This window comes from Phyllobacterium trifolii (genome assembly GCF_014192095.1).
GTDB lineage: Bacteria > Pseudomonadota > Alphaproteobacteria > Rhizobiales > Rhizobiaceae > Phyllobacterium > Phyllobacterium trifolii.
The window spans coordinates 133,834-145,980 of the sequence record NZ_JACHXN010000010.1; the positions used below are offsets into that span (position 1 = coordinate 133,834).

Sequence of the window (12,147 nt, forward strand, 5' to 3'; positions counted from 1 at the left end):
ACTCAGCAGCAGGACAGGTCATCGCCATTCGAGACGATGGCCTGCTTCATCCACGATGGCGGCAAGTCTTCCGGCGTGACCTCGCTGATGGGTTTGAACACCTTAAATGCGTGCCGGCTATCGCTCGTGGTCCAGAATGTCACGATGGTTTCGAGCGGCGGGCATCCGGGCAATCCGCAAGCGACCTCGATCACCGAGACTGTCATGTCGTCCGAAAGACTGAAACGCTCCGCCGTCCAGGTCTTTACGCGCCTGATAGCGGTAAGTCGTTCGCGGTCGGGAATAGCGGATTTGAGCATGGTTTCAACCTGAGGGCCGGCGCAAATGCTGCCGGTACCGGACATCTAAATAGGATGACAAACGCGAATTTGTCAAAACTGAACGCAGAACCGCACCACTGACAGAACTTGCATGTTCGCCAGTCAGCGACGAGAACTTCCAGGGAGTTTGAAATGACAGAACAAGTCTTAGCTGCTGTCCGCACCGGGCCAAGCCAGATGGAGATTCGCGAATATCCGATGCCCGATATTCCTGAAGACGCGGCGCTGCTGAAGATGGAAGTGGCGGGTATCTGCGGGACCGATGTCAAGCTGTTCAAAACGCCGCCCTCAAATGCTCCGACCATCATGGGCCACGAAAACATCGGCTATATCGCCAAGGCAGGCCGTGAATTCACCCGGCGCAAGGGCTTCAAGGAAGGCGACCTGGTTTTCGTCGAGCATTATGTCATGTGCGGCAAATGCAAATGGTGCCATCAAGGCCAATACCGCCATTGCGAAAACACCGATTGGCGCAATAATCCGGACGGTATTCGCTATGGCTATACCAGTGCAGAACGCGCCCCGCATCTCTGGGGAGGCTTTGCGCAATACGTCTATCTGCCGTGGAATGCCGTGGTGCACCGCGTTCCGGCAGGCGTGACACCCGAACTTGCAGGCCTGGTAACACCCATGGCCAACGGTGTCGAATGGTCACTTTTCGATTCCAATGTCGGCTACAATTCCACGGTGCTTATCCAGGGACCTGGTCAGCAAGGGCTTTCGCAGACCGTCATATGCAAGCAGGCGGGCGCTTCGCTCATCATCGTCACCGGAACCACCAAGGACGCGGCGCGCCTCGAAGTGGCAAAGTCGCTCGGAGCCGACTACGTCATCGACGTGCAGAAAGAGGACCCGCTTGCCCGCATCATGGAGATTACAGGCGGAAAGGGCGTTGATGTCTCACTGGATTGTACGGCGGGTGCAGGTACGATTCCGATCCTGCTCGGCATCGAGGCTCTGGTGCGTAAAGCCGGCACCATTCTCGTTCAGGGCGAACTGAAGGAATTTCCGAACTTTCCCCTCGAGAAGATGACCGTCAAGGCGATCACACTCAAGAGTGCCCGAGGCCACAGCTATCAGGCCTGTGAACTTGCTCTCGAACAGATCGCCTCCAAACGCTTCGATCTCGAAAAGATCACGACCCACCGTTTCGGGTTGAAGGACGCGGCCCTCGCCATCCGGTCCGTCGGCGGACACGGCGTGCCGGATGTGATCCATGCATCATTGCTACCCTGGGAATAGCCTCGATATTTAAGCAGAATCTGGAAAGGAACACCGCCATGGCACATGGATTTCGAATTCTCGAACGAACACGCAGGGTGGACGAACAAACGGTCAGGCAGTTTCGCGAGCTGCCGGTGGCCAATGTCAGCGATGTCATGTCGCGGCTGACCGCGGGCGGACCGAATCTCCGCCCGTTGCACGCAGGCGGGCCTTTGGCGGGACCAGCTTTCACGGTAAAGACCCGGCCCGGCGACAATCTGATGATTCACAAGGCACTGCTGATGGCGAAGCCCGGCGACGTGATCGTCGTCGATGCCGGCGGAGAGTTGTCAAATGCGCTTGTCGGCGAGATGATGCTTTCGCACGCCATCCAGATCGGCGTTGCCGGCGTTGTGATAAATGGTGCCGTTCGTGATTACGGCTGGATCAAGAACAACAGCTTTCCGGTGTTTGCAGCAGGCATCACGCATCGCGGTCCCTACAAGGACGGTCCGGGCGAAATCAACGCGCCGATCTCGCTCGATGGCATGGTCATCAATCCGGGCGATCTGATCATGGGCGATGATGACGGACTGCTCTGTGTTCCATATGAACTGACTGGCGAGATTTATCCGCTTGCCAAGGCAAAGCATGAAGCCGAATTAAAAACGGTTGCCAATACGCTCGCGGGCAAGCTCGATCCCAAACTTTGGGTCGATGAAAGCCTGAAGCGGCTCGGTTGCGAAGGAGTTTGAAAATGGCGACGGCCACTATCGACGGAGTATCGACGCGCTACGAAGTTGTTGGCTCGGGTGAGCCTTTGCTGATGTATTCGCCGGGCGGCTTCGACGCAACGATCGAAAAGTGGTCCACCCAGGGCATTTATGCGCAGATCAAGTTTCTGGATCAGCTTTCCAAGAAGTACAGTTGTATTGTCTTTGACCGCCGGGAAACAGGCCAATCGGGCGGGCGCGTCGAGCGGGTGACCTGGGCGCATTATGTCGAACAGGGCAAGGGCTTGCTTGACCATCTCGGCATCGACAAGGCCCATCTGATGGGCGGGTGCATGGGCTGCAGCGCCGTTTCCGCCTTCGGTGCAACCTATCCCGAAAAGACGCTGAGCATGATCCTGTTCTGGCCAGTTGGCGGGGCGAGATATCGCATGACCGGTCACCAGCGGTTTGCCGAACACCTTGCTTTCGTCAACCAGAACGGGCTCGAGGCTGTCGTCAGCCTGGCGAAGGAAAGCAACAAGGCTTTCGGCGCAGATCCGAGAGGCGGCCCCTGGGTGTCGGTCATCCGCAATTTTCCCGATTTTGCGGCCGAATATCCGCGGCTCAACCTCGACCATTACAAGGCTATCGTAGCCGGGATGGTACGAACGTTGCTCGATCGCGATACGTCTCCCGGCGCCGAACCTGAAGATCTGCTGTGTCTCGATATTCCGACGTTGATCATTCCCGGCGCCGACGCTTCGCATGCAACTTCCGCTGCGCGCTATCTGCAGGAATGTATTCCAAACTCAGACTATTGGGATATGCCGGTCCCGGAGCAGAGTGCAGCGAACTGCAATGCCAAGGTGCTCGATTTTCTGCAGGCGATTCTCAGGTAAAATTGATGCCGTTCAGGCGGGCACCTTTGCCGGGTCGCTAAAATTCGGCAGAAACGTTTCACCGCGCGTGGCAAGAAACGCCTGAAAAGCCGCCATGACAGGCGTGACTGCGCGGTCGCTGCGGCTGATCGCGAACCATTGACGGCGAATTGGCAGTCCAACAACATCGAGAACGGCGAGCTGGCCCGCCTGAACCTCGGCGGCAATGCTTTGCATCGACAGGAAGGCAATGCCGAGCTCCGCCATGACGGCCTGCTTGATGTCCTCGACAGTTTCCATCTCCGTGCTCGGGCCATCAAGCCGGCCGGGGATATCCTTCAGGAAACGCTCGAAAAACGTTCTGGTGCCGGACCCCCTCCCCCGGTGCAGGAAATGTTCGTTGGCAATCTCTGCTTTGGTGATATCGCGCTTGCCTGCCAAGGCATGACCGGGCGCGCTGACAACGACCAGTGAGTGCTCGCCGAATACGGTGGCACGAACCGATATATCCCGCGGCGGACGTCCAAGCAGAGCGATATCGACGGCGCGATCCTTTAGCCGGGCAATCGTCTCGTCCCGGCGATCGATGATCAGTTCAAGATGTACATCGGGATATTCTTTGGAGAAGGCTGCAAACAATGGCGCCGCAAAATATCTGACCGTGGATACTGCCCCAACCGTGATATGCCCGCGCTTCACGCGGCGAAAGGCGTTGACATCGTCATCGAGTCGCTGCAAACGCTCATCGATCTCTTTCGCCGCCTCAAGGAAAACTTTTCCGGCTTCAGTCGGAAACATGCCGTGCGGCGTGCGCTCGAAAAGCGTCACACCTGCATCTTCTTCCAGCTGTTTCAGTTGTAATGTGATAGCCGGTGCAGTCAGCCCCAGGGCCTTCGCCGCATCTACAATCTTTCGATGAGTCTCGATCGCCAGCAGCGACTGGAGCTTTCGAAAGGTGACGTTTTTCATTCAGCCACAATAAAAAAACTTAATGGCTGAGTAAAGGGATTTGACCGTCAAGCCTCGAAAATCCGGTACGAAATCAGCTTCTAGCTACGCTTGAACACATCCTTGAGCGACGCCGGGTCAATACCCAAGGTCTGCAATGCCGAGGCCGGCGGCGTGCGCCTGTTTTCAATGGCCAATGCACACTCTTTTGCGGCGCTGAGGCAATTCGCTATTTCGGCGATGCTTGAAAGAACGGTGCGGAACCAACTCGTTCCAGCATTGCGGTCTTCGGTAAGTATAGTCACGACACGTCCTTCCTGGCATTGTGCACCGCAATATAAATCAGGTGGACGACGCCGGAAACAACGCTTTGGCAAGGCTGGTATATCGATTTTGCATAGCAGATGAACGGCTGCGATTGCCTATGCGATCGCCTTCAATGGTCTGCTTCTATTTGCGGCGGTTGCGAGCGGTCAATCGGGTGCGCGTACGGCCCAATTGTAGCGGCGAGCCTGTCGATCATTCCATCAACAAATGCGATGAATGCAGTGTCGTCGCTCAACCCCTTGTGGGCCGCGTGAGCCAGATAGAGTGTCAACCTTACCGACGGCCGTTCGATACGCCGGGCAATCAATGCTCCCGATTGAATTTCTTCCGACACAATACCGAACGGCATGATGCTTTCTGCAAGACCATGAAGGATCAGCGCCTTGATTGCTTCCATCGATTGGACCTGATAGGTCACGTTTACATCCAGCGACAAGCGGGAGGCCGTCTTATGAATACGGCGCCAGATAATATCCCGGCTGGACACAAGGGCCAGATCGCCTGCAACCGCCTGCTTGAACGATATTCCACCCTCGGCGGGATCTCCTCCCGGTACCGCAATATGCAGCAAGTCTTCCTTCATCAGGGCAAGACGCCTGAGACCGGGATTCTCCTCGATGTCATAGGCGAGAACGTAGTCGAGTTCGCCGCGCTCCAGCGCGTCGGTCAGGACAAAACTCAACTCCTCCACCACATGCAACGCGATTCCGGGCAGTTGCTGTTTTGCGGCCACCACCAGTTCGGTTCCAATCAGCTTCAGGATGCTTGGCGTAGCACCAAGCCTGATGCGCGCACGCTCGCCCGCCAGTGAAATCAGGTCGCGGCGCGTGTCCTCGATCCGCTGCAGAATTTCATGCGCGCGTTCGTAAAGCAAAAGTCCCGCGGGTGTCGCGCTGACACCCCGCGAATGGCGGTCGAGCAATTGAACATGAAGCGATTCCTCGAGATTGCGTATCTGTATCCCGAGAGCGGTCTGCGCCAGATTCAACTGTTCCGCCGCCTTCGTAATGTTGCCTACGTCAACGACCTTTATGAAGTATATCAGCTGACGAGGTTTCATTGCGGCTTTCAGCGGCTGTCGGTTGCAGCCAAATGATCAATAGAACTGGTCAAAATGCACTTGGGTTGAGTCGACACCAAGATCGACCAGCATTTTCTGTATTGCTTGTCCCATTGCGGGGGGACCTGCAAAATAGATCTCGCACGAAGGAAGCCGTGCGGCGAAAAGACTATGAGCGACTTCATGGACATAGCCTCTGTAACCATCCCAGCCATCATCGGCTTCAGGCATGCCGGAAACGACCGGATGGTAGTGAATATTTGTACCAAATCCCGGTAGCATTTGCAGCATTTCCTTGCCGCAAATATCCTGCGCCGTGCGACCGCCGAAGACGAAGTCTATGCGTCTTCCGGCAAGGCTCGGTGCAACAGCCGCCGCGCGCGTGATCGACACCATCGGTGAAAGCCCCGAACCGCCGGCAATACAAACGATATCCCTCGGCGAGTTCTCGCGAAGATATGCCATGCCATAGGGGCCATCGAGCTCGATACGATCCCCAACGCGCAGTTGCGAGAACAAGTATCCTGTTGCCTCGCCGCCCGGCACACGGCGTATCTGAAAGTGCCATTCCCCGTCATCATTGCTGGTATTCGCCATTGAATAGGCGCGACCACCCGGTATTCCGGGCAGATGCAGCAAGGCATATTGACCTGAAAGGAAACGGCTCGTTGCCTCCGACCGGAAGCGAAACTCCCGGATGTCATGCGTGATGTCAGACGTTGCAACCAAGGTCGCAGCCTGGCGTTGCGGCCTGAAAAGGCTCTCATACTGCGGCATCAGCCGCAGCTTGACGGCGCAATCGGACAAGGGGCTGGCCTGGCAGCCCAGTCGGCGGCCGCGCGCGCGATCCCGTTCGCTCAAGCCCGGCGGATCCGCACGCAATTCTTCGATTTCACCTTCAAGGAGATCGAAGCGGCAATTACCGCATGACCCGACATTGCACTCATATGGAAAACCCAGGCCTGCCCGGAGTGCCGATCGCATGATCGTGTCGCCTTCGTCGCACTCCCAGCGGAGGTCGCTTCCATTCAGCGTGATGACTGCCATGCGTGGGCTTCCCATTTCTGCCTATCGATGCCTTGCCGAGTATCCGAGACGCGCCGATATCGCTGCAACGGTTTCCAAAAGTGGTGGTGCAAACCCTTCGAGCGCCTCGATCGACAATCTCTGCAAGGGTCCGCCAATCCCGACAGCAGCGACGACCACACCATTTGAATCCCGGACCGGTGCAGCGATGACCCGGATCCCCGGTTCGCTTTCCTCGTCTTCAATGGCATAACCGCGCTCACGGACTTCGGCGAATATCTTCCGTATCTGCTTGGGATCGACCGGCGTACGCGGCGTACGGCGGGCGAGCGGTCCTGCCAGAACGTGTTCGATCGTCTCTTCCGGGGCGAATGCAAAGATAGCGCGACCGACTGCCGTGCAATGTGCGGGGCGGCGGACGCCGAGATCCGATTTTATCGACAATGCCTGCGGGCTTTCCAAATCATAGACATGCATGATTTCGATGTCTGTCGGGATGCCGAGGATGATGGTTTCGCCGGTGTGTTTGCGCAGGTCGAAAAGAAACGGGCGCGCTTCATTGGAAACATTCATACGCCGGCGTACAAGCGTCCCAAGACCGAATAACCCGACCCCGAGTTTGTAGCGCTCGGTTTCCGGGTTTTGCTCCAGCAGCCCTTCCGAAACCAATGTCACGGCAAGGCGATGAACGGTGCTCTTTGCCACCTTCAGCTTCAATGCCAATGCGCTGACGCCGATCTCCACCTCGTCTTCTGAAAAGGCTTTCAGCAACCGTATTGCCGTCGTGACGGACGACAGCCGATTGCGCTTGGACGATGGCGTTTTCTTTGAACTGGACGTGTCTTTGGAAGGTGGGTTCATGGGTTCACTGTTCCGTTTGATCGCGTGGACAACAGTGCCGTTCATAACACAGCCCTCGCAATTTCCCAGACCACCCATTCGATAGCCATTCCGAGACCAGAATTCCTTTGAAACCCACCACCCCCGGTCATGCTAGTGCCAATATCTCCGTCCCTTGGCAGCAGCATCTCAAACTCGCAACGCGCTCAGCATTTCGCTGACATATTCAGCGCCCGTCGAAACAACGAGCATTGCCGCGAAGGGACGCATCGTGGTCAATGTCCGCTTCAACTGTTCGGAAGGAACGCTGGCCGAATTGAGGACCAGACCTGTGGTCATCTTGCTGCGCACGAAACAGGCGTTGCCGATTACCTCGGCGGCTTCAGCCGATGCTCCGGCGGATGTGACCATGACGATAACATCCGCGTCGGCAATTTCGTCGACGAGATTGGTCCGCTTTCCATCAATATCCTCGAGTATTGCATCGACCGACAACATTTTCAGCGAGTTCGTAGCGCCCTTTGGTTCGATATATCGCAGAAAGTGGGCACCATCCGAAGCTTGATCCACCAACGACTTCAGAGCCGCGACGCTGTCAGAATCGAGAGCAATGATGCGCGACTTCCTCGGCCTGGAATTGGGGTAACCAATTCTGAACCGGGCTTCCTCTGCCGTGGTAGCGCGCGCACTTTCACTGAGACCAAGCTGCATATCGTTCTCCTTTGGAACGGACCGTCACCGTGGCTCAGACAGAGGCCGGCGCTTTCCCCTCAATCACTGTCAACGCTTCGGCGGCTGCATCGATGTAAGACTGATCGACAGGCAACACGACAGCCGCCGACCGCACGCGGTGGTGGGCAGGATCGACACCCGGAGGGGTAATACCTTTGTCCTTGAATGCCCGGACAGCCTTCAGCAAACGGTGACGCGCCATGATGATCCCGTTATCCGTCGATACCAGGTTTTCCTTTGTCCGGTCGACGATGGGTCCCATGCTTTCCTGCAATGAGGCATCCTGCATGGCGATGCCTTCGACGCCGGAATAGGTTACGCCAAGACGCTGGGCCTCGCGATCCATGAGATAATCATTGTCCTTGTTGGCGGCGGGACGGAAGGTTCCAGGAACGTATGTGACATGAATGCCCTTGCCGTCGAGCATTGCCTGGCGCTCTTCGGGCGTCAGAGCCCGGACTGGGTGGTAATCGAAGCTCCATGCCCAGCAATTCTCGTCATCGATCGGGATCCAGAAATGGCCATGGACAGGATGGTTGCCGCGCGGCGGCACCATGGTGAACGACGGCATGACCCACGGCGTTACACGCCAGTAATAGTGGCCCTCTTCGGCATTCCGACGAGCGCCGATGAATAGTCCGCCTTCATTGTCAGTGACTTCGAAAAATGGCTTGGAGTCGGCCATATTGTATTTGTTGCCGCGGGCACCCTTGAACAGCGGGTCGCTGTTGAGACTTCCGCTATGAAGGAAGGAAACATGGCTCGAATCGATGCCGCCTTCCATGGCCTGCAACCAGTTTGACTCCTGCCAGCGCTTCGATGTGAACGTCTGCTCGGGTGGCACAAGCGCAAATTCCCATTCCGGATGCGGCGGCTCTTTGTCGGCCGGCCCCATATAGGTCCAGAGAATATCGCCGATCTTGATGAGTGGGTAAGACTTCAGCTTGATCTTGTTGCAGAAGCCGCTTTCCTTGGGTTCCGACGGAACCTCGATACACTGACCCGTGTGGTCGTACTTCCAGCCATGATAGGGGCAGCGCAATCCGCCCTTCTCGTTGCGGCCAAACCACAATGAAACACCCCGGTGGGCACAAAACTCGTCGATCAGTCCATAGCGGCCTTCGCTATCCCGGAACGCCAGCAAACGTTCGCTGAGCAGTTTTATGCGAACCGGCGGACAATCATTGGCCGGCAGTTCTTCCGCAAGCAGCGCCGGTATCCAGTAGCAGCGAAACATGTCGCCCATGGGTGTGGCCGGGCCAGTCTGCGTCAGAAGGTCGTTTTGTTCTTTTCTAAGCATTCAATCCTCCTCGAATCGTCCAGTCGCGACGAAATCCGGCTGCTGTTTGGCCGAGCCAGAACGTTAATCGTCAGTTTCGAGTTGACGTCCCGCTCTGATCGGTTATTCTTGCATCTCGTTCCTTTATACAGAACGCTGTTTCGTTTTTAGAAAACTACAGGCTGTTGGCGAGCTAGTCAAGCGCGCGGCGGCAGTAGGGAGAAAGGATATGAACCAGATGACGCAAACGCGTTCGAGGATAAGGCTTTGTTCTGCGGATGATGTTGATTTCGACAGCGCCATCAGAGTCGAATCCGGCGATCTCGTGCTGGCCGTTTTCAACGTCAATGGGACGTTCTACGTGACAGACGATGCCTGCACCCACGGCCCGGGCTCGCTGTCGGAAGGATATATCGACGGCCATACGATCGAATGCGATTTTCACAATGGTGCATTCGATCTTCGCACCGGCGAGGTCGTCGCCCCACCCTGCATGGTACCCGTGCGAACCTACAAAGTGGTCGTCGAGAACGACGACGTGATGATCGAGGTGTAAAGCATATGTGATATCGCGGGCATAACAGATTTGTATAATATGGGATTTTATTAGAAACACGACGGGAGGGATTATGGATTCTCATGCGCGGACAACAGATGGAAACCCCGAAAAGGCGGGGATAGCGCTTCCATCGGAAACGTCATTGCGAGCTGAAATCGCGATTGCCACGCGGCTCCTGAACAGCCTGAAAATACTCGAATACAGCGGTCACGTCAGCGCCCTCCTGCCCGGTAACGAGACCTTTCTCGTACAGCCCCAGGAGAAAAGCCGCGCCGAAGTATCACCCGAAGATCTTCTGGTCTGCGATATGGACGGCAAGGTTGTGGCAGGTCCAAAAGGCGTCAAACCTCCTTCAGAAGTTTTCCTTCATTGTGAGATTTATCGCGCACGACCGGATGTGAAATCGATTGCGCATTTCCATAATGATGCAACCAATGTCTTCACCCTTGTCGAAGATATGCACCTTCTACCCTTCAAGAATCACGCGATACGCTGGCGGAGCGGCATTCCCGTTCATGCGGACCCGGCCCATGTCAGCAACAGTGAACAGGGCCGCAGTGTCGCCGCCACGCTCGGCGCTCACCATGCCATGCAGATACGCGCCCATGGCCAGATCGTGACCGCGGAGACGGTGCGCGGGGCATTCATCGATTCGCTTCATCTCGTAGAGAACGCGGAAGCGGCTTATCGCGCTGCCGCCATCGGCAAGGTCAAGCCGTTGACGGACGCCGAGCTTGATTCATTTGCCCACAGCTTTCGCCGCGATCATCACATTCGCAAGCTCTGGAGCTACTATGTGCGCGGCGCGTTGCGCGAGGGATTGTTCCCGGAGAGCTGGAGCGAACAGAAGTAGAAAACGCCAGCGGGGGCTGACGTCCCCTGCCCGGACAAAACCGGAAAGATGGTCTTTCCGAAATCAAGCTACCGCCGCTCCGAGCAGCTGGTAGGCTGACGCAAATATTACATCCGCGAGCGCTTCAGGCGCAGCGGAAATGCATCGACAGGAGGAATCAATGCACCAGGATCCATTAGGCGGCGGCACCGGCACCCACTGGCATGAGCCCGCTGGCACGAAGAAAGCCGGCTTCGGTGAGTTCAAGAAGCAGCCGACCCCCTATGATCAGTTCATGGTGGAAGAAGACATTCCTGTCTTTCGCGACCTCGGCGTATCGAGTGTCAAAAACCTTCCCTTGAAACCGTGGAAGCGTACCGGCGGACGCGGCACATATATCCAGTTGCTCGGGACAGAAACCAAATGGGGTTGTCATCTGGTGGAGGTGCCAGCGGCGGGCGCGCTTCATCCGGAAAAGCACATGTTTGAGGAAATATACATCGTCGTCGAAGGACGCGGCTCCACCGAGGTGTGGCTCGAGGGCGAAGGTCGCAAACACGTCTTCGAATGGCAGGAAGGGTCGATGTTCTCGATACCGATGAACGCCATGCATCGGATCGTCAACGCAACCAACAGTCCGGCACTTCTGCTTGGCGGAACAACGGCGCCGAACGTCCTCAACCAGATCCAGAATGCCGATGCGGTTTTCAACAACCCATATGTCTTCCGCGACCGTTTTTCCGGAGCCGACGACTTTTACAAGTATCGCGAGGAAATCGAGCCGGATCCCGTTCGCGGGCTCGCCATGCGGCGGACCAACTTCATGCCCGACGCCGTCAATTGCGAACTGCCGCTCGACAACAGACGCTCGCCAGGTTACCGCCGCGTTGAGCCGTTCATGACCAACAACACCTTCTACTACTGGATCGGCCAGCATGAGAATGGCCGTTATTCGAAAGCGCACGCACATACGTCGGCGGCAATTCTGATCTGCCTGAAAGGCGAAGGCTACACCTATACCTGGCCCGAAGAATACGGCGTCAATCCCTGGAGGGATGGCCATGCCGACAAGATCAAGCGCCTTGATTACGGTCCTTTCGGCATGGTGTCCGCCGCCCCGGGTGGTGCGCGCTGGTATCATCAGCACTTCAGTGTTTCCAAGGAGCCTTTCCGCCTGATGGCGTGGTTCGGCCCGCATAATCCTGGCCGCGATCCCGGCGCTCCTGGTGAAAAGCACACCGACTATACCGCAATCGACGTCAATGAAGGCGGCACGGCTATCCCGTACTGGATGGAAGACCCCTATATCCGCAAGGAATATGAGGAGAAGCTGAACCGCAATGGGGTCGAAATCCGTATGAAGCCGGAATGGTACGTCACGCCGGATGACACGACGAAAAAAATGTCCACCGTCGTCTGAGCAGCTAATT

14 protein-coding genes are annotated in these 12,147 nt (G+C 56.6%); 6 read left to right on the top strand and 8 right to left on the bottom strand.

Translation table 11 applies throughout. The features are described from left to right. Positions 1-2: 2 nt before the first annotated feature. Complete coding sequence (locus tag FHS21_RS16445) at positions 3-299, bottom strand: hypothetical protein (RefSeq protein ID WP_112531621.1); 297 nt, start codon at positions 297-299, stop codon at positions 3-5. A gap of 153 nt (positions 300-452) precedes the next feature. Between FHS21_RS16445 and FHS21_RS16450 the strand changes: the two genes are divergently transcribed. From FHS21_RS16450 to FHS21_RS16460, 3 genes are read left to right on the top strand one after another with little or no spacing between them, the layout of a single operon-like run. Next, positions 453-1,562 carry a zinc-dependent alcohol dehydrogenase gene (locus FHS21_RS16450; protein WP_183663053.1) on the top strand — a complete coding sequence of 370 codons (1,110 nt, stop codon included), beginning with the start codon at positions 453-455 and terminating at the stop codon, positions 1,560-1,562. A 38-nt stretch (positions 1,563-1,600) separates the two neighbouring features. Continuing rightward, complete coding sequence (locus FHS21_RS16455; RefSeq protein WP_183663056.1) at positions 1,601-2,278, top strand: RraA family protein; 678 nt, start codon at positions 1,601-1,603, stop codon at positions 2,276-2,278. Positions 2,279-2,280: 2 nt separating this feature from the next. Beyond that, positions 2,281-3,135 (top strand): alpha/beta fold hydrolase, encoded by an 855-nt coding sequence (locus tag FHS21_RS16460; protein ID WP_183663059.1) that lies wholly within the window; start codon positions 2,281-2,283, stop codon positions 3,133-3,135. A gap of 12 nt (positions 3,136-3,147) precedes the next feature. Here the strand turns inward: FHS21_RS16460 and FHS21_RS16465 are convergent, their stop codons facing one another. The 7 genes from FHS21_RS16465 to FHS21_RS16495 all read right to left on the bottom strand — a co-directional run bounded on the left by FHS21_RS16465 (position 3,148) and on the right by FHS21_RS16495 (position 9,347). Then, a complete protein-coding gene (locus FHS21_RS16465; RefSeq protein ID WP_183663062.1) occupies positions 3,148-4,083 on the bottom strand; it encodes a LysR family transcriptional regulator in 936 nt (311 codons plus the stop codon). Between the two features lie 80 nt (positions 4,084-4,163). After that, on the bottom strand, positions 4,164-4,367 hold the full coding sequence (locus FHS21_RS16470) for a hypothetical protein (protein ID WP_183663065.1): 204 nt from the start codon (positions 4,365-4,367) through the stop codon (positions 4,164-4,166). Between the two features lie 131 nt (positions 4,368-4,498). Continuing rightward, on the bottom strand, positions 4,499-5,449 hold the full coding sequence (locus FHS21_RS16475) for a LysR family transcriptional regulator (RefSeq protein WP_183663068.1): 951 nt from the start codon (positions 5,447-5,449) through the stop codon (positions 4,499-4,501). Positions 5,450-5,485: 36 nt separating this feature from the next. After that, positions 5,486-6,496, bottom strand: coding sequence for a 2Fe-2S iron-sulfur cluster-binding protein (locus FHS21_RS16480; protein WP_183663071.1), 1,011 nt, complete (start codon positions 6,494-6,496; stop codon positions 5,486-5,488). 21 nt (positions 6,497-6,517) lie between these two features. Then, positions 6,518-7,336, bottom strand: a complete 819-nt coding sequence (locus FHS21_RS16485) for an IclR family transcriptional regulator (protein WP_224506490.1) — start codon at positions 7,334-7,336, stop codon at positions 6,518-6,520. Positions 7,337-7,504: 168 nt separating this feature from the next. Continuing rightward, entirely contained in the window at positions 7,505-8,026 is a 522-nt protein-coding gene (locus FHS21_RS16490) for a 3-methyl-2-oxobutanoate hydroxymethyltransferase (RefSeq protein WP_183663074.1), read from the bottom strand. Between the two features lie 34 nt (positions 8,027-8,060). After that, a complete protein-coding gene (locus FHS21_RS16495) occupies positions 8,061-9,347 on the bottom strand; it encodes an aromatic ring-hydroxylating dioxygenase subunit alpha (RefSeq protein WP_112531446.1) in 1,287 nt (428 codons plus the stop codon). A 208-nt stretch (positions 9,348-9,555) separates the two neighbouring features. On the opposite strand from FHS21_RS16495, the gene FHS21_RS16500 reads away from it, so the two are divergent. The 3 genes from FHS21_RS16500 to FHS21_RS16510 all read left to right on the top strand — a co-directional run bounded on the left by FHS21_RS16500 (position 9,556) and on the right by FHS21_RS16510 (position 12,137). Next, entirely contained in the window at positions 9,556-9,882 is a 327-nt protein-coding gene (locus tag FHS21_RS16500; protein WP_210283544.1) for a non-heme iron oxygenase ferredoxin subunit, read from the top strand. 73 nt (positions 9,883-9,955) lie between these two features. After that, positions 9,956-10,738 (top strand): class II aldolase/adducin family protein, encoded by a 783-nt coding sequence (locus FHS21_RS16505; protein WP_183663076.1) that lies wholly within the window; start codon positions 9,956-9,958, stop codon positions 10,736-10,738. Between the two features lie 160 nt (positions 10,739-10,898). Beyond that, positions 10,899-12,137: a cupin domain-containing protein gene (locus FHS21_RS16510; RefSeq protein WP_183663078.1), complete on the top strand. Its 1,239-nt coding sequence runs from the start codon at positions 10,899-10,901 to the stop codon at positions 12,135-12,137. Positions 12,138-12,147: the final 10 nt, after the last annotated feature.